This window comes from Grimontia celer, assembly GCF_900055185.1.
GTDB classification, from domain to species: Bacteria; Pseudomonadota; Gammaproteobacteria; order Enterobacterales; family Vibrionaceae; genus Enterovibrio; species Enterovibrio celer.
Genome location: NZ_FIZX01000001.1, coordinates 1806583 through 1824985, shown reverse-complemented (window position 1 = coordinate 1824985; position 18403 = coordinate 1806583). Strand labels below are relative to the sequence as shown.

General features: G+C 48.2%; 15 protein-coding genes and 1 pseudogene. 14 read left to right on the top strand and 2 right to left on the bottom strand.

Going from position 1 to position 18403, the window contains the following annotated elements:
* The first annotated feature begins 138 nt into the window (after nt 1–138).
* Genes GCE9029_RS08000 through GCE9029_RS07990 form a run of 3 tightly spaced genes read left to right on the top strand, consistent with a single transcriptional unit; the run spans nt 139 to nt 4478 of the window.
* On the top strand, nt 139–2460 hold the full coding sequence (locus tag GCE9029_RS08000; protein ID WP_062662416.1) for an efflux RND transporter permease subunit: 2322 nt from the start codon (nt 139–141) through the stop codon (nt 2458–2460).
* A 48-nt stretch (nt 2461–2508) separates the two neighbouring features.
* Nucleotides 2509–3294 (top strand): outer membrane lipoprotein-sorting protein, encoded by a 786-nt coding sequence (locus GCE9029_RS07995; protein ID WP_192815503.1) that lies wholly within the window; start codon nt 2509–2511, stop codon nt 3292–3294.
* A gap of 8 nt (nt 3295–3302) precedes the next feature.
* Nucleotides 3303–4478: a hypothetical protein gene (locus GCE9029_RS07990; RefSeq protein WP_062662414.1), complete on the top strand. Its 1176-nt coding sequence runs from the start codon at nt 3303–3305 to the stop codon at nt 4476–4478.
* Nucleotides 4479–4489: 11 nt separating this feature from the next.
* Here the strand turns inward: GCE9029_RS07990 and GCE9029_RS07985 are convergent, their stop codons facing one another.
* Nucleotides 4490–5332, bottom strand: a complete 843-nt coding sequence (locus GCE9029_RS07985) for a DUF72 domain-containing protein (RefSeq protein ID WP_062663174.1) — start codon at nt 5330–5332, stop codon at nt 4490–4492.
* A 498-nt stretch (nt 5333–5830) separates the two neighbouring features.
* Between GCE9029_RS07985 and aspS the strand changes: the two are divergent.
* The 4 genes and pseudogenes from aspS to GCE9029_RS07965 all read left to right on the top strand — a co-directional run.
* Nucleotides 5831–7594, top strand: a pseudogene (gene aspS, locus GCE9029_RS07980) (aspartate--tRNA ligase); the annotation flags it as partial.
* A 270-nt stretch (nt 7595–7864) separates the two neighbouring features.
* Nucleotides 7865–8611: a YebC/PmpR family DNA-binding transcriptional regulator gene (locus GCE9029_RS07975; protein ID WP_062662412.1), complete on the top strand. Its 747-nt coding sequence runs from the start codon at nt 7865–7867 to the stop codon at nt 8609–8611.
* A gap of 6 nt (nt 8612–8617) precedes the next feature.
* Nucleotides 8618–9139, top strand: a complete 522-nt coding sequence (ruvC, locus tag GCE9029_RS07970) for a crossover junction endodeoxyribonuclease RuvC (RefSeq protein ID WP_002538460.1) — start codon at nt 8618–8620, stop codon at nt 9137–9139.
* Between the two features lie 257 nt (nt 9140–9396).
* Nucleotides 9397–9822: a hypothetical protein gene (locus GCE9029_RS07965; protein WP_062662410.1), complete on the top strand. Its 426-nt coding sequence runs from the start codon at nt 9397–9399 to the stop codon at nt 9820–9822.
* A gap of 75 nt (nt 9823–9897) precedes the next feature.
* Here the strand turns inward: GCE9029_RS07965 and GCE9029_RS07960 are convergent, their stop codons facing one another.
* Nucleotides 9898–11139: a leucine-rich repeat domain-containing protein gene (locus GCE9029_RS07960; protein ID WP_157487785.1), complete on the bottom strand. Its 1242-nt coding sequence runs from the start codon at nt 11137–11139 to the stop codon at nt 9898–9900.
* Between the two features lie 332 nt (nt 11140–11471).
* On the opposite strand from GCE9029_RS07960, the gene GCE9029_RS07955 reads away from it, so the two are divergent.
* The 7 genes from GCE9029_RS07955 to ruvB all read left to right on the top strand — a co-directional run bounded on the left by GCE9029_RS07955 (nt 11472) and on the right by ruvB (nt 17967).
* Nucleotides 11472–13268: an ABC transporter transmembrane domain-containing protein gene (locus tag GCE9029_RS07955; protein WP_062662406.1), complete on the top strand. Its 1797-nt coding sequence runs from the start codon at nt 11472–11474 to the stop codon at nt 13266–13268.
* A gap of 93 nt (nt 13269–13361) precedes the next feature.
* Nucleotides 13362–13520, top strand: a complete 159-nt coding sequence (locus tag GCE9029_RS25825; protein ID WP_082804302.1) for a DUF3012 domain-containing protein — start codon at nt 13362–13364, stop codon at nt 13518–13520.
* Nucleotides 13521–13687: 167 nt separating this feature from the next.
* Complete coding sequence (locus GCE9029_RS07950) at nt 13688–15103, top strand: cytochrome ubiquinol oxidase subunit I (RefSeq protein WP_062662404.1); 1416 nt, start codon at nt 13688–13690, stop codon at nt 15101–15103.
* Nucleotides 15103–16101: a cytochrome d ubiquinol oxidase subunit II gene (gene cydB / locus GCE9029_RS07945; protein WP_062662402.1), complete on the top strand. Its 999-nt coding sequence runs from the start codon at nt 15103–15105 to the stop codon at nt 16099–16101. The genes GCE9029_RS07950 and cydB overlap by 1 nt, the downstream gene beginning before the upstream one ends.
* Nucleotides 16094–16213, top strand: coding sequence for a DUF2474 family protein (locus tag GCE9029_RS26320; RefSeq protein WP_157487784.1), 120 nt, complete (start codon nt 16094–16096; stop codon nt 16211–16213). Before cydB ends, GCE9029_RS26320 begins: the two co-directional genes overlap by 8 nt.
* A 102-nt stretch (nt 16214–16315) precedes the next feature.
* A complete protein-coding gene (gene ruvA, locus GCE9029_RS07940) occupies nt 16316–16945 on the top strand; it encodes a Holliday junction branch migration protein RuvA (protein WP_062662400.1) in 630 nt (209 codons plus the stop codon).
* A 14-nt stretch (nt 16946–16959) separates the two neighbouring features.
* On the top strand, nt 16960–17967 hold the full coding sequence (ruvB, locus tag GCE9029_RS07935) for a Holliday junction branch migration DNA helicase RuvB (RefSeq protein WP_002538447.1): 1008 nt from the start codon (nt 16960–16962) through the stop codon (nt 17965–17967).
* Nucleotides 17968–18403 lie beyond the last annotated feature (436 nt).

The window sequence follows — 18403 nt, the reverse complement described above, 5'->3', positions numbered from 1 at the left end:
GGCGCATTAGCGCTTTTTAATTTTTCCAATTTTGACGTTTCGTCAAGGTTGGTTCGGAAATCTGTTGAGTCTTACTAAGCCACTGTGTTGGCTTTTTAAAGCGGATTTATTGACGAATCGTCACAAACGGAGCCTGTGATGAACAGAGATCTTTCCCAATGGCCAACTTTAAGGCCATGGTTGTTTTTAATCCTTAGTGTTTTGATTTCCCTGCTTGCGGCGTTTGGTGCCTCCAAACTGTATTTCCGCGGCGATTACCAAATCTTTTTTGATGAAGGAAACCCTCAACTTCAGGCGTTTAAAGAGCTGGAAGCCACCTTCAACAAAACCGATACCCTCTCCATTGTCGTGGCACCATCAAATGGCAACATCTTCACTGAAGAAAACCTGTCACTGGTGAAGCAACTGACCGATGAAGCCTGGCAAACGCCATATGCCAGCCGCGTTGATTCCATTACCAATTATCAGCATACGTCAGCAGAAGAAGATGACTTGTTGGTGGAGGATTTAGCAGCGGATTACATCGAGTTGGATGCATCACGTCTCGCTTATATCCGAGATGTCGCGTTAAACGAACCGCGACTTGTGGGTTCAAGTGTGTCACAGGATGGCAGTGTCGCTGTCGTGACGATTACATTCCAACTTCCTGACGGTGACCAGAGTGTTGAGGTCAATGAAATATCTGTTTTTGCTGACCAGTTACTAGACCGAGTTAGCCAGTCGCACAGCGATGTTGAGTTTCATCTTGGCGGGATCATTGCGTTGAACAATGCCTTTGCACTTGCTGCCATGGATGATGGCAATACCCTTGTGCCCATGATGTTCCTAGTGATTTTAGTCTTTCTTGGTTTCATGCTGCGTTCTTGGAAGTTTGTTTTCGCGACGCTGGTGGTCATCGTACTCACGATCGCCAGCACAATGGGATTACTTGGCTGGGTGGGGCACTACCTCAATAACGGCACCGTGAATGTACCGACGCTGATTATGACGTTGGCGGTGGCGGATTGTGTTCACCTGATCACGTCTTATGTTCATGCGCTTCGTGAAGGGAAAGAGAAATCTGAGGCTATCAGCTATGCCTTGAAGCTGAACTTCCTTGCACTGTTGATTACCTCGGTCACCACATCTATCGGTTTCCTGATGATGAATGCCTCAAATTCACCGGTACTGCGAGACATGGGTAACTTGGCAGCGGTGGGTGTGATGATTGCGTTTTTCCTTTCCGTTACCTTGCTGCCGGCATTGCTACAACTGATGCCTGTGAAAGTGAAGCAATCGCAAAGCTCTGGCAACAAGGTGATGGGCTGGATTGCTGATTCAGTCATTCGCCACCACAAAATGATCTTGCCTGTCAGTGCTGTTGTGGTGGTGCTGAGCAGCATGCTGCTGGTTCAGAACCAAGTAAATGACAACTCAGTGGAGTACTTTGGCCCTGAAAACACCTTCCGTCAGGCTGCTGACTTTATGGAAGAAAACATCAGCGGTACCACGGCCATCAGCTTGTCGATTAAATCAGGCCAGCCTCAAGGCATCACCCAGCCTGAGTTTTTACAAGCCGTGAACGGTTTTACGGATTGGCTACGTATTCAACCGGAAGTCGACCATGTTGCGTCTATCTCAGACACGTTTAAGCGTTTGAACAAAAACATGCATGGCGATGATGAATCTTACTATCAATTGCCAACCGATCCCGAGCTAGCGGCGCAATACCTGTTGCTATACGAGATGTCCCTACCTTACGGCCTAGACCTGAACAATGAAGTAAACATTGATAAGTCCGCAGTGAAGTTGCTGCTTACAGTCGACAACTTGGGGAGCGTTGAACTTATCGATCTTGAGCAGCGCATGGATAAATGGTTTGCCGCTAACGCGCCGCAGTTCGACATGACCTCTTCCGGTCCGAACCTGATGTTTGCCCACATTGGCGAAACCAATATGGAAAGCATGCTCAAGACTTTGCCGATTGCACTGGTGCTGATTTCTGGTCTGTTGGTGTTTGCGCTGCGTTCATGGCGACTGGGTGCTATCAGTCTGGTGCCTAACCTTGCTCCTGCCATTATCGGTTTTGGTTTGTGGGCTTTGATTTCAGGTGAAATCAATCTGGGACTTTCTATTGTCGTGACCCTTACGCTTGGCATCGTGGTGGATGACACGGTTCACTTCCTATCCAAGTATCGCTATGCGCGTCTTCAAGGGCGCAATGTTGAAGAAGGTATCCGTTACGCATTCAGCACCGTAGGCCGTGCACTGTGGATCACCACAGTGGTGTTGGTGGCAGGCTTTAGTGTGCTGGCAACGTCCGTATTCCGCTTGAACGCTGATATGGGCATGTTGAGTGCCATGGTGATTTTCATTGCGCTGGTAGTCGATTTCATTCTTCTGCCTGCAGTATTGCTGGTTGCCGACCGCAAGTCTTACGCCCGTGAATCGGAAAAACTGGTTACACAAACCGCCCAATAGACGAACAGACAAAAGACAAAAAGAATCAAGGAGAGAACTATGAGTACGATGAAGAAGTTAAGTCAGGCGGTGGTAGTGTCATTGAGCTTGTTGAGCGTATCAATGCCGCTGATGGCAGATGAAGCTCGCGGTTTGGAAATTGCTCAAGAGCGCAAAAAGCGTGATGAAGGGTGGGGCGACAGCGCTTCTACCCTGACGATGGTGCTGCAAAATGCCAATGGTGATACCAGTGAGCGCAAACTGCGCATCAACACATTGGAAGTGGCAGATGACGGAGATAAGGGCCTGACGATTTTTGATGAGCCGCGCGATGTGCGTGGCACGGTATTCCTGAACTATTCACACGTGACAGGCCCGGATGATCAGTGGCTATATCTGCCAGCGCTTAAGCGCACTAAGCGAATTGCATCGCGCAACAAATCAGGTCCATTTATGGGCAGTGAGTTTGCCTATGAAGATCTGAGCTCATTTGAACTGGAAAAATATCGCTTTAACTATTTAGGTGATGAGTCTGTCGAAGGCCTGGATAGCTTTGTGGTGGAGCAAATTCCGACTGACAAATATTCCGGTTATACCCGTCAGAAAGTGTGGCTGGATAAAGAGCACTATCGCCCGCTGAAAATCGAGTTTTACGACCGTCGTGACACTTTGCTGAAAACCCTGAGCTTCGCGGATTATCAGCAGTATATGGACCAGTATTGGCGTGCGCTTGAAATGGTGATGGAAAACCACCAAACCGGAAAAGTCACCACATTGACCACCAGCAAACTGGCATTCAATACGGGACTTGAAGAAAAAGATTTCTCCAAATCCAGCCTGAAACGTGCACGCTAGGAGGTTGGATGAAATCAGCAGTATTGGGGGCAGCACTGGCGCTGACAGCGCTTCCCCTTTCTGCCTTCGAGTATTTTGAGGCAGAAGGCGAAATCTCATTTCAGCAGCGTCAGTTTGCAGAAACCGGGTTGATGGGACAAAGCAAAAGCCAGACTTCTGTGGCGATAGAGCCAGAGCTTTATTGGGAAACTGAAGAGGGCAACTCGAGTTTTGTGTTCTCGCCGTTTTTCCGTTGGGATTCTCTGGACGATGACCGCACTCATGGTGATGTTCGCGAAGCCTTGTGGCGACACTATGACAGCAATTACGAAATTCGAGCGGGTATCGGAATTGTTTTCTGGGGCGTAACGGAGTCACAACATTTAGTCGATGTGATTAACCAAACTGACGCAGTCGAAGCAATTGATGGTGAAGTAAAACTCGGGCAACCCATGGTGAGCATGGGTTGGGAGTTTGATGACAGCCTGCTTGATCTGTACTTGCTTCCTTACTTTCGGGAACGAACCTTCGCCAGTAATGATGGCAGGTTGGCTTTCCCTGGGTTGGGCGATACAGAAGCGCAATACGAATCGCGACATGAAGAGTGGTATCCGGACGTGGCGGGGCGTTACTCGCTAATGTGGGACCAATGGGACTTTGGTGTCAGTGCTTTTCATGGCACTAATCGGGATCCATATTTCGTGCAGGGTTTGTCGAATTCTGTGCAGCCGTATTACGCCTTGATGAGTCAGGTTGGACTGGATGTGCAGGCGATTTTCGGAGACTGGCTGTGGAAAGCAGAAGCTATTAGAAGATTCAGCTTAGACAATCACACTGCGTTGACTGGCGGCTTTGAATACACCTATGTTGGCGTCAATGATGGCATGACCGATCTTGGCTTTTTGGTGGAATACCTTTATGACAACCGCGGTGAAAAAGCGCCAGTGGCCGGTCAGAATGATCTGTTTGCCGGACTTCGTTGGGTATTGAACGATTTAGACGGCACCGAGTTTCTGGTTGGTGGCACAGTGGATATCGATAACTCTGATTCGGTCACTGTTAGGCTTGAATCCAGTGGGCGTTTCAGTAACGACTGGAGCTGGACAGTCACAGGTTGGATGTTTGATTCTGATACCCCATCTGATCCTGTTTACTCGCTCCGCAAAGATGACTTTCTCGAAGCGGAAATCAGTTGGTACTTTTGAAAAGGTCCACTCTAAAGCAAACTCATCTGGCTACTGTTTGGTTGCTCCGGCATTAAGGGGGCTAACGGTGGCAGGGTAATGTGCTCGCACAGCTTTTCGTAATAACGCGCCGCTAACTGCGGCGCTTCGTCGTTATTGGCGGTGTGAATAAAGAGGTAAGGCGTTTTACCTTCATTTATCCAGACCGGGATCTTCTTCAGCCAGTTGGCAAAGAACTTATCGTTTCGCTCAAGTGTTGGGTCGCCGATAAAGCGCACCATGGGGGTTTCTGCCGTCGAAATAGCATGCACAGGGACTTTCGGCTTTTTCTGTTGAGCATCAAGCAGTGCGTCGGTATCTGGTGGAACTGCGAAAACAGGGCGGCTGTCCATGATGATGCGGTTGGCGCCAAGTTCCATCAGCATCGCATTCAATGCACGTTCTTCTTCACCTTTGGCAAAGAACGCGAGATGACGAACTTCCACACCCAATTTAAAGCCTTTTGGCATTGCGCTCAGAAAGTGTTTGAGGTCGCGTAAATTTTCAGGGCCAAACGCAGCGGGAAGCTGAATTTTCCAAAGGCCTATGCGCTCATGGAGTGGCTGCATCAGATTAATAAACTCTGAGACCATTTCATCGGAATGGCGCAGCATCATTTGGTGCGTCACGGGTTGGGGGAACTTAAAGGTAAAGCTGAATGCATCGCTGGTGGCCGCTTTCCAGTTCGCCACCGTGGCGTGGGAAGGACTCGCGTAAAAGGTGGTGTTACCTTCCACAGAATTAAACACTTCAGCGTAACGGGCCAGTCGTTCGCCGCTTTTTGTGCCTGAAGGATAGAATACACGCTGCCATGAATTGTGTGACCATTGAGTCATACCAAGGCGGATTGGCGGCGAAGTCAGTTGGGAAAGCGGCGTTTGCAAACCTAGCGTCCTTTCTGTTGTTTGAGCGGCTATTGTGGAATTAATACCAATCGTAGTAAATATCTGCTCATCCTAGCTTGTTAAAATGCTCGATAACTGCGTTGAAAAATTTGATTGTAGAATAACTACGTATCGAAATTTTTTGCCTTGTTCTCGAGCATTTTTCCTGCGCTATTTCTGATCAGCTACCTACTGTGATTGGTATAACACTGGCGAGAGGTCAATCTTTGCTGCTTTTTTGCGCAGTTGCGACGATTTCCCTCCTTAGTCTGGCTACGATTTACCGCAGGCTCATTTTTTCCTTTATAATGCACCGTCTTTTTGAAATATTTAGAGGTTCGCTGGTGCAATTTTTCCAGCGGGCATCAGCAGTGAAAGCTGCAAACCCTCATTCGATACTTTGCGTCTTGTGGCGTAAAAGGACAGTAAGTAACAGATCGGGAAATTCATATGCGCACCCAATATTGTGGTCACCTGAACAAAGCCCTCGCAGGGCAAACTGTAGAACTATGCGGCTGGGTTAACCGTCGTCGCGATTTAGGCGGTCTTATCTTCATCGATATGCGAGATCGTGAAGGTATCGTTCAGGTAGTTGTAGACCCAGATATGAAAGATATCTTCGAGGTTGCTAACCAACTGCGTAACGAATTCTGTATCAAGATCACCGGTGAAGTGCGTCTGCGTCCTGACAGCCAAATCAACAAAGGTATGGCGACGGGTGAAGTAGAAGTGCTGGCGCGTGGCGTTGAGATCATCAACCGTGCAGCTCCACTCCCACTGGACTTCAACCAGAACAATTCTGAAGAACAGCGTCTGAAGCACCGCTATCTTGACCTGCGTCGTCCTGAAATGAGTGACCGTATCAAGCTGCGCGCAAAAGCGTCGAGCTTTGTCCGTCGTTTCCTGGATGACAACGGCTTCCTAGACATCGAAACGCCAGTACTGACCAAAGCGACCCCAGAAGGCGCGCGTGACTACTTGGTACCAAGCCGTGTTCATAAAGGTAGCTTCTACGCACTGCCTCAGTCTCCACAGTTGTTCAAACAGCTGCTGATGATGTCTGGTTTCGACCGTTACTACCAAATCGTTAAGTGTTTCCGTGACGAAGACTTGCGTGCAGACCGTCAGCCGGAATTCACCCAAATCGATATCGAAACCTCATTCATGAACGCTGAACAAGTGCGCGAAGTGACTGAGCGTATGGTTCGCGACATGTGGCAAGAGCTGCTTAACGTTGATTTGGGCGCTTTCCCACAAATGACTTTCGCTGAAGCGATGCGTCGTTTCGGTTCTGACAAACCAGACCTGCGTAACCCGCTGGAAATGGTTGATGTAGCAGACCTGCTGAAAGACGTTGAATTCAAAGTCTTCTCTGGCCCAGCAAACGATCCGAAAGGCCGTGTTGCAGTTATCCGTGTACCGGGTGGTGCTGAGCTTTCTCGTAAGCAAATCGACGACTACACCAAGTTCGTTGGTATTTACGGCGCGAAAGGTCTGGCATGGGTGAAAGTGAACGACCGTGCAGCAGGCATGGAAGGCATTCAGTCTCCAGTGGCTAAGTTCCTGACTGAAGATGTGGTTAACGGCATTCTTGAGCGCACTGGCGCAGAGTCTGGTGACATCATCCTGTTTGGTGCTGACAGCAAGAAAGTGGTGACCGAAGCGATGGGTGCACTGCGTCTGAAGCTGGGTACCGATCTGGGTCTGACTGATACCAGCAAGTGGGCACCACTGTGGGTTGTTGATTTCCCAATGTTCGAAGAAGACGATGAAGGTAACCTGCACGCGATGCACCACCCGTTCACGTCTCCACTGAACGTGTCTCCTGAAGAGCTGAAAGCGAACCCAGAGAGTGTAAATTCTAACGCTTACGACATGGTTCTGAATGGCTACGAAGTGGGCGGTGGTTCTGTTCGTATCCATAACCCTGAAATGCAAACAGCGGTATTCGACCTGCTGGGTATCGAGGCGGAAGAGCAAAAAGTGAAGTTTGGCTTCCTGCTTGAAGCATTGAAGTACGGTACACCGCCACACGCGGGTCTGGCATTCGGTCTTGACCGTCTTGTTATGCTGCTATGTGGCACCGAAAACATCCGTGATGTTATCGCGTTCCCGAAAACCACTGCAGCAGCGTGTTTGCTAACGGATGCACCAAGCCTTGCTAACCCTGCAGCGCTTGAGGAGCTGGGGATTGAAGTAGCAGTGAGTCTCAAATTGCCTGAGCCAAAGTCAGTCCAGCCAGGTGAAATACCAGATATTAAAGTTGGCGCTGTCACCTCACGTGAAAAAAAAGAAAACAACGCGTAATCCGCGCTGACTTCTAGAAAATAAAGCCAGTTTATCTGGCTTTATTTGTTTCTAGATTATGCCTTTAAAGCAAGCAGATATGGGCTTTATCTCAGAAAGTTTATAGCTGTTTTGCTATAAATCCATGATTAAACAATAACGTCAGTGGTGTGTCGGCCGCTGATAGAGGAGTGAGAAATGGCAGGTCATAGTAAGTTCGCTAACATCAAACACCGTAAAGCTGCGCAAGATGCCAAGCGCGGTAAAATTTTCACCAAGCTAATTCGTGAAATCGTGGTGGCGACGAAAGAAGGCGGTCCTGAGCCAGAGAACAACCCTCGTTTGCGCGCTGCGATTGATAAAGCACTGTCAAACAATATGACCCGAGACACTGTTAACCGCGCTGTTACGCGCGGTGCGGGTGGTGAAGGCGAAGAGAACATGGAAACCGTGATCTATGAAGGTTACGGTCCAGCAGGGACTGCAGTCATGGTTGAATGTATGACAGACAACCGCAACCGCACCGTTTCCGGTGTTCGTCATGCGTTCTCTAAAGCGGGCGGAAACCTAGGCACTGACGGAAGCGTGAGCTACCTGTTCGACAAAAAAGGTGTCATTTCTTATGCGCCAGGTTTGGATGAAGATTCAGTGATGGAAGCGGCGTTGGAAGGTGGTGCGGATGACGTTGAGACTCATGAAGATGGCTCGATGGACGTTTACACAACACCAGCAGAGTTCGGTGCTGTGAAAGATGCGTTGGATGCTGCTGGGTTTGAAGCGCAAAACGCAGAAGTTACGCTCGTTCCTTCAACTAAAGCAGATCTGGACGAATCCACAGCACCTAAACTGCTTCGTCTGATTGATGCACTTGAAGATCTTGATGACGTTCAAGAGGTCTACCACAACGGCGATATTTCTGACGAAGTCGCAGCAACACTGGAATAATCATACGTGGCTATTATTCTCGGGATTGACCCGGGTTCGCGGATCACAGGCTACGGCGTGATCCGTCATCAAGGAAGGCATCTGGAATATCTTGGCAGCGGTTGTATCCGAACTGATTCTGAAGATTTGGCCGGGCGATTAGGCCAGATTTATGCTGGTGTCAGCGAAGTGATTACCCAGTTCCAGCCGGATACGTTTGCCATCGAGCAGGTGTTTATGGCGCGCAACGCGGATTCAGCACTTAAGCTCGGTCAGGCACGTGGAAGTGCTATTGTTGCCGCGGTAAATGCGGGTTTGCCAGTTTCCGAGTACGCTGCCCGCTTGATAAAGCAGGCCGTGGTTGGCAAAGGCAGTGCAGATAAGAAGCAGGTTCAGCACATGGTCGTCCACATGCTGAAATTGCCATCAACGCCACAAGCTGATGCGGCAGATGCCTTAGCCGTCGCGATTTGTCACGCCCACACCAACCATACGCTAGTTGCTATGGCGGGGCAGGCGAAGAGCGCAAGGCGCGGGCGGTATAGATAAACCTACCTAGACTTATTACTTCCCCAAGCAGCCAATTGGCTGCTTTTTCTTTATCTATAAATTTCTAACGCTGTCTCCAATTGACGTTTTAAGTTAATGCCAATGAATTCAATGTTCTCTTGGGAAGGTCAGAGTGTAGAGGCACTTCTCGTTCTAAATTTTTGAACATATTAAGCTTGATTTGAAATTGATTAGAGAAATTCCCGTTCTTTTCTATGGTTGTTTAAGGGATATCTATGTTTCGAATGGGAAAAACTATGAAATATTTAAAAACAGGTTTGTGCATTTTTATTGCGTTTGTGTTTATTCAATCGTTGTTCTTCAAGTTCACTGGCTCTCCAGAGACTGAGTTTATTTTCGGCACCTTGGGCGAGTGGTCTGGACTTGCATGGTTTGGCCAATATGGTGCGTACATGGTGGGTATCGCCGAGTTGATTGCATCCATTCTGCTGTTTACGCGCCTTCATGCTTTGGGCGCTCTGATGGCTGTCGGTACTATGACAGGCGCGATTTTCTTCCACTTGTTTACACCAATTGGTGTTGCGCAGCCTGCTTTTAATGAAGTAGGCGAAGTGGTCGGTAACGACGGTGGCACATTGTTTGTGATGGCGTGTTTAGTTTGGTTGTCGGCGGCATTCTTGCTTTACCAAACAAGAAAAGGCGACAGTGAACAAGTCGATTAATCTCTTGTGCTTTGGTTTTGTTCAAAATAAAAGGCTGCGATAAGCAGCCTTTTGCTTATTTAAAACCCTGACAATTTAAGGTCCATATACAACGCTGACACCACTCTCCTCCAATGTGTCAAGGTGAGTCTGGGTTGCAGTGTCTAGAGGATTATAGCTAAGCAGAATCATCTCAATCTTTGGGTTGTTGTCAAAGTTAAGTGATGAAATATTGTTGTCGCTGGCGGTAAACCATTTGAGCTTTGATAAGTTGCTAGTGTCAACATTCGAAATGGTATTGCTACGGATGTTGATGATTTCTAAGTTGCTATTGGCTGTTAAATCGATATTGCTTAAAGTGTTGTTCCCAACATCTAAGATCCTCAGCGTTGGGTTACCTGAAAAGTCGAGGCTGGTTGCATTAGTACCAGATAGATAAAGCGTTGCAAGCTTGGGGTTGCCAGTCAACGAGACATTACCAATAGCGTTCCCGCTAGCATCAAGGCTTTCTAACTTAGCTAATGCTGTTACATCAAGTGAAGACAGCTGATTGTTTTTTATCCCCAAGCTTTCTAAGTTCGGATAGCCGCTGACATCCAGGCTAGTTAGCTGATTATTATCCAGTGCCAGATATGTCAAGGTATCAGTTGTTGGGAGTGCCAGGTCAACAAGTTGGTTGTCGTGAGCGATGACAAAATCAGCTTGGTCTTGAACAGCAAGGTTGAGCGATGTGAGGTTGTTACCCGAAACCCAAATGTCTTCCAGTAAAGGATTGGCAGTCAGATCAATGTTGCTCAACTTGTTATTGCTGACATTAATCTCCGTGAGCTTCTCGTTGCCACCAAGTTCTATTTGAGTGAGAAGGTTACCGTCTACGTCCAGTGTTAAAAGGTCAGGGAGAGAGGATACATCTATTGAAGTAAGGAAATTGTTTTGAAGGTATAAATAGGTCAGCTCTTGGCTACTTGGTAAGGTAATCGTCTCTAATTCGTTGTTGTCTAACCAGATGCTATTTAGGCTTTTAAATTCGGAAAGGTCGACGCTCTTCAATTGGTTGTCAGATAGCGCCAGAAACCAAAGATTTGGAAGTTTTTCCAGGCCAGAGAGGCTTGTAATGCCAACATTTTGGCAGTCGAGCATTTCGATGTTTTGAATATTGGTGATCCCAGTAGCTTCAACGCAAGATTTTAGTGCGCTGTCAGCAAAATTCACAGATGAGAGCGAATTGACATTGTTTGAAGAGCCACTATCGCTACCTCCACCACCGCCACATCCTGATAAAGCAAGGGCCATTGACGCAATTAGCAGTTTATTTCTCATGATTTCATGTGCTTCCATTCAAAATAATGAGCCAATATTGTTAAGGAAGATGGGATGTTCGAAGAATTGAAATCGTCGGTTATTGCGCCATGCTTCTCACCGAATTGACCAACTTATCGAGTCAGCTCAAATGAAGCTCTCAGGGTGAGAATAGATGGGCATTGTTTGGGTATGATTCGGGTATGAGCAATCATCGGGTTAGACGCGATTTGAATGGGCCTTTGAAAGCATATCGAGAAGCCAAGTACAGCGCTTGAATGATGATTCGTGATCGATACATACTTACACGCTCGGTCTCTTATCCGAGCACTCGCTTTAGATAAAGTGATATCTCTTTGTTAGGGTAGTTAATGTCTTCTTCAAATTCTGAAAGCTCAACCCGCTCGATCATACGTTGGATAGCTCAATTTCTTAATCCTTACCGTTTTCATGTGTTGGGAGCAGTATTTTTCCTTTTCCTTGGCTCCCTAAGCTGGCTGGCGCTTGGGCAGGCTGTGAAGCTTGTGGTTGATGAAGGCTTTCTTTCTGGCAATGCCAACGAGTTGAATAAACTGGTTCTGGTTATCCTCGGTATTACGGTGGTCAGTGGCTTTGCAACCTTCTGTCGTTTCTATCTGATGAGCTGGCTTGGTGAGCGCGTCAGTGCGGATATCCGCATGACTGTGTATCACCATCTTCTCAAACTTTCACCTTCGTTTTACGCCAAAGAAAGAACGGGTGAAGTCATCAGCCGATTTACCGCAGACACAACGCTTCTGCAGACGGTAGTGGGTTCCAGTCTTTCAATGGCACTGCGCTCTGGGGTGTCAGTTATCGGCGGCTTAGTGATGATGGCGTTCACCAGCATTACGTTGACTGGACTTGTATTACTGGCGGTTCCAGTTGTCTTGGTGCCTATTTTTGTGCTGGGACGAAAAGTGCGTCGATTGGCTCGTGTGAGTCAGGACCGTGTGGCTGATCTTGGCGCCCATGTGGATGAAACGCTGCACGAAATTCGAACTGTCCAGTCTTACAACCATGAAGAAGCTGACGCGCATCATTTCAATGGTCGCGTCGAGTCGGTTATGGATGCTGCCAAAACACGAATTCGTTATCGCGCGACCTTAATGGGCTCTGTGGTATTCCTCTCTATTGTGGCCATCGTGCTGGTCACTTGGGTTGGCGCATTGAGCGTTTTGGAAGGCTCATTGACCGCTGGCCAGCTGTCAGCCTTTATGTTTTATGCGTTATTAGTGGCCGGTGGTGTGGCCACCATTGGCGAAGTGATTGGGGACATACAACGGGCAGCCGGTGCGACTGAACGCCTGATTGAATTATCTCAAATGGAGCAGGACATTCAGGAGCCGGAGAGCCCATGCCAGTTAACGGAACCCGTTTCCGGGGCTGTTCGTTTTGATGGCGTTTCGTTCTCGTATCCCGGTGATGAAAATCTTCCCGTATTTCATTCTCTTTCTTTCAATGTAAAAGCGGGTGAGCGCATCGCACTGGTTGGCCCAAGCGGAGCCGGGAAAAGCACTGTTTTTGCTCTGCTTCAACGCTTTTTTGATGTCCAGGAAGGACACATTGATATTGATGGCGCCAGCATTTCAGACCTATCGATTGAAACCTTGAGAAAGCAATTTGCTCTGGTGCCACAAGAGTCTGTCATTTTCGCGACCACTGTGCTTGAGAACGTGCGTTATGGTGCGCCTGAAGCCAGCGAAGAAGCTGTGGTAGCTGCCTGTAAAGCGGCGAGAGCGCATGACTTTATCGTGGAGTTTCCTGATGGTTATCATACTGAGTTGGGCGAACGTGGCGTGCGTTTATCAGGTGGTCAGAAGCAACGTATTTCTATCGCCCGTGCAATATTGGCAGATCGCCCAATTCTCCTGCTAGATGAAGCCACCAGTGCGCTGGATGCCGTGAGTGAACACAAAGTGAAATCAGCGCTTGATGAACTTATGTCGCACAAAACGTCGATAGTGATTGCTCACCGTCTGGCAACCGTGGTCAATGCAGATAAGATTTTGGTAATGGATAAAGGACAAATTGTCGCCACAGGAACGCATGATGAATTGATGGGTTCGTCAACGCTTTACCGTGAGTTTGCTGCATTGCAGTTGGTGTCTGCCATTGAGGAAACGCCAGCAAAAATTGTCGGCGAATGACGGGTTAATTCCATGATTTATCTGAGTGACTTTACAGATTAGTCATCAGTCTGATGCAGTGTTGTAAATAACTCGAAAGGATAGGACTCTAAAATGAAAAAGCTACTAGCCGTATTTGCAGTATTGTTTGTGATTGCTGGCTGTTCACCGGAAGTGGGCAGTGAAGAGTGGTGCAAAGAGATAAAAGAAAAACCAAAAGGCGATTGGTCGACAAACGAAGCGACTGATTTTGCAAAACACTGTATCTTCTGAGCGAAACACTAAGCCTCAACCCGACACTAAAAAGCGAGCGTGGCTCGCTTTTTTTTTTATTACTCTGTTAGGTAAGTCACCTCTGATGATGAATTCTCCATAAAAGTGATCTCAGTCGTAAAGCTTGACGTTCCAACTAGGGTCACTCACGTTTCGTGGAGTTGGGTATGTCGGAGCTTGCTATAGACCTGGCGCGAATTCAGTTCGCGTTCACCGTGTCTTTTCATATAATATTCCCCGCCTTTTCTATCGGGCTTGCCAGCTACATCACGGTGTTGGAAGCATTGCACCTGAAAACCAAGCAGCACCAATTCCTAGAGCTTTCAAAGTACTGGACGAAAATCTTTGCTGTCACATTCGGTATGGGCGTAGTGAGCGGGATTGTTATGAGCTACCAGTTTGGAACGAATTGGGGCGTATTCTCCGACAAAACCGGCCCAGTGCTGGGCCCTTTGATGGGGTATGAAGTGCTCACCGCGTTTTTCCTTGAGGCGGGTTTCCTGGGTATTATGCTTTTTGGGCGTGAGCGAGTCGGTCCTAAACTTCATTTCCTGGCCGTTGCAGTCGTCGCATTTGGCACCTTACTGTCCGCCACTTGGATACTGTCCGTAAACAGTTGGATGCAAACCCCAGCAGGTTTTGACTTCAATGACAAAGGCCAATTTATAGTCACAGATTGGTTCGAAGTCGTGTTCAATCCGTCCTTCCCTTATCGCTTGGTTCATATGGTCATTGCTGCGTATTTGACTACGGCATTTATGGTGGCGGGTGTCGGTGCTTGGCATTTACTGCGCGCGCCCCACAACGAACTGGGTCGGATAAGCCTTTCGATGGGCATGTGGATGGCGGTTTTGGTCACGCCAATTCAAATTGTCGCCGGTGACCTTCATGGTCTTAACACGCTTGAACACCAGCCTATGAAAGTGGCCGCCATGGAAGGGCACTTTGAAACTCAAAAAGGCGCGCCCCTTATCCTGTTTGGTATTCCAAACGAAGAGACCGAAACGGTTGATTACAAAGTCGAAATTCCAAAGTTGGGTAGCATTATTCTTACCCATTCTGTTGATGGTGAAATCAAAGGTCTCAAGTCGGTCCCGGCTGAAGAAAGGCCGCCTGTTGCTGTTGTGTTCTGGAGTTTTCGCATCATGGTGGCAATAGGCTTCCTGATGCTGGGTATAGGATTGGTATCTCTATGGCTTCGCTACAAGAAAACCCTGTATGAAACGTCATGGTTTCTAAGGACCTGCGTATATGCCGCGCCTTGCGGATTCTTAGCAATTTTGGCGGGTTGGGTGACTACCGAAGTAGGGCGTCAGCCATACACGGTATACGGATTACTCCGAACGTCGGAATCCGTGTCACCGATTGATGCCAGTGCCGTTGGTGCATCCCTCGCCGTGTTCGTGGTGGTGTATTTCGTGATATTTGGTGCAGGTATCTACTACTTACTGAAGCTGATGAGAAAGTCGCCAACCAAGTACGAGCAGGACTTGGATGGGCGCATTGTTACCCGACTTTCGCATGGTAACTCAAGCAAAGACATTGCGATTAATCCGGAACCATCGCCCGGCAAGGAGTCATAATGGATTACGCACTTATCTGGGCGGTGATAATCGCCTTTGCAGTATTCGCCTATGTCATTCTTGATGGCTTCGACCTTGGCGTTGGCATACTTTTCCCCTCGTTAAATGACGACGAGAAAGATGCCGCGATGAACTCCATCGCACCTATTTGGGATGGCAACGAAACCTGGCTGGTACTGGGTGGGGGAGGACTGTTTGCGGTCTTCCCTTTGGCGTATGCCATCATCATGCCTGCTGTCTACGCACCCATTATTGCAATGCTGATTGGTCTGATATTTCGTGGTGTTGCGTTTGAGTATCGCTATCGTACCAAAAAGGGTCGTTACCTATGGGACTGGTCTTTCGCGGGCGGTTCGATGGTGGCAACCTTTTCCCAAGGGATGATTCTTGGCACCTTGTTACAAGGAATTGAAGTTGCAGACAGGCAATACGCTGGGGGCTGGTTTGACTGGCTGACGCCTTTTTCCCTCTTCTGCGGTCTTGCAGTAACAGCAGGATATACCTTGCTCGGTGGCTGCTGGCTACTGATCAAGACTTCCGGGAGTATCGAAGAAAAACTCTTTCCAAAGTGCAAAAGACTCACCTTCTTGTTCCTCGGAGCCATCGGTGTGGTGAGTGTTTGGCTTCCGTTTATCTCCAGCGATATCGCCGCGAGATGGTTTACTTTCCCCAATGCTGCGGGCTTTTTCCTTATTCCTGCCATTTCAGCGTTCGCGGCTTACCAACTTTGGCATGCGTTAAGTTTGCGTCGCGCTGGAGCAGCGTACTGCTGGACACTAATGATATATCTGATGGCATTTGCCGGTTTCGCCATCAGTATATTCCCTTACATGGTGCCAAGGGCGGTGACCCTTTGGGATGCAGCTGCACCAGACAATAGCCTTGCATTCCTGTTCGCTGGCGCTGTGGTTTTGCTGCCAATCATCATCATTTATTCTGCATATTCCTACTGGGTGTTCCGCGGGAAGGTCAGAGCTGACGAGGGGTATCATGAATAAACAGGGCAAAGCTTTTGCGTGGTTTGTCGGCCTTTGGTTTGCTGGTGTGTTTGCTGTGACGGCACTTGCCTATTTCATTCGCTACACCATGCAGTGGGTCGGATTAGTCTGATCACATAGCCATTTCAAGTACCCGCTCAGCTTTAAAACTGGATATCTATCCAGTTGTTCATTATCCTAATCACAATTATTAGCAACAATTTGAGTTTTGATTGTGATTGGCCGATTACGCGGAATTTTGCTTGAAAAGCAACCCCCTGAAATCCTGCTGGAAGTTAATGGCGTGGGTTACGAAGTCAGTATGCCTATGAGCTGCTTCTATGAATTGCCAGAAGTGGGTGAAGAAGCGATTGTTTACACTCACTTCGTGGTGCGTGAAGACGCGCAGCTCCTCTATGGGTTTAACACCACCATCGAACGTGCTTTATTCCGCGAAGTCATCAAAGCCAATGGCGTTGGTCCTAAACTGGGTCTGGCGATTCTTTCCGGTATGACGGCAACTCAATTTGTCGACAGCGTCGAGCGTGAAGATGTCTCAACGCTAGTCAAAATCCCGGGTGTTGGTAAGAAAACTGCAGAACGTTTGGTGATCGAAATGCGTGATCGCCTGAAAAACTGGCATGCCTTCGACCTCTTCACACCACATGCCGATGCCGCGGCCCGCCGTGCAGCAAGCAATGAAACTGTTGTTGCGGCATCGAATGATCCGAAAGATGAAGCGATCAGTGCACTTATAGCACTGGGCTACAAAGCTGCACAGGCTGAGAAAGTGGTCAAGCAAGTGGCCGTTGACGGCATGAAGAGCGAGGCGATTATCCGTGATGCGCTGCGCTCAATGGTCTAATAGGGTGATTTGGAATGATTGAAGCTGATCGACTGATGGGCACGGTACCACCGAGCCGTGAAGACGACGTCATTGACCGCGCTATTCGCCCAAAGATGCTGTCAGATTATCAAGGTCAGGATCACGTCCGTGACCAGATGGAGATCTTTATTCATGCGGCGCGTAAACGTGAAGAAGCCCTCGACCATTTGCTGATCTTTGGGCCTCCAGGTCTGGGTAAAACCACGTTAGCAAATATTGTTGCCAATGAGATGGAAGTGAATATTCGCACGACCTCTGGTCCTGTGCTGGAAAAAGCGGGTGACTTGGCGGCGCTTCTGACCAATCTTGAGCCAAACGATGTTCTTTTCATTGATGAAATTCACCGCTTGAGTCCTGTTGTGGAAGAAGTGTTGTATCCAGCGATGGAAGACTACCAACTGGATATCATGATTGGTGAAGGCCCGGCTGCTCGTTCTATCAAGATCGACTTGCCACCATTTACGCTAGTGGGCGCAACGACACGTGCTGGTTCGTTAACCTCACCACTGCGTGACCGCTTCGGCATTACTCAGCGCCTTGAGTACTACAACATTGCCGACCTCAAAGGCATTGTTCAACGCAGCGCGAATTGCCTGAATCTGGATATGGATGAAGAAGGTGCATTTGAAATCGCGAGACGTGCACGTGGAACGCCACGTATCGCGAACCGTCTTCTTCGCCGTGTTCGCGACTATGCGGAAGTCAAAGCTGATGGTCGTATCAATGCGGATGTGGCATCAAAAGCGTTGGACATGTTGGATGTCGATAACCAAGGTTTCGATTACATGGACAGAAAGCTTCTCACTGCAATTATCGAGAAGTTTGACGGTGGCCCGGTTGGTTTAGATAACCTTGCCGCGGCAATTGGTGAAGCGAAAGACACAATCGAAGATGTGTTAGAGCCTTATCTTATCCAACAAGGCTACTTGCAGCGCACCCCAAGAGGGCGTATTGCAAGTCAGCGAGCATATCTTCATTTTGGATTTGATATGCCTGAGTGAGCAAGCACCACTATATCTCCCTCTTTTTAAAGGCTGGCCTAGTGTCAGCCTTTGCTATTTTTCCTCTCTGAACAATACTTCTAGTGCAAATGTCACGTGCTAGAAAGTTTCTATATCTGCCAACGTCTAATTTGGGTTTTGTTTTGATCTGGATCTTGAATTCAAACGATTTGAACACCCAAAGTTGATTAATTTGACAGCAGTCAATGTGAGATTGCTCCAAAGGCTTTGAAGCTCGTCCTCAGAATGTTTAGTATTAGCTGGCACTATATTAGGAGATGCTTAACAAAATCCTAACCAGTGCAGCACATTCGTGCAACATAAAGAGGGATGGCTGTTTACACAGTCCCCGTAAGGAAGCTCAGTTAAGCGCGAGCTGTTTGGCTCGCAGGTGATTAAGCATTTACTTAACGATACGTAAGTGTCGTGCGTCAGT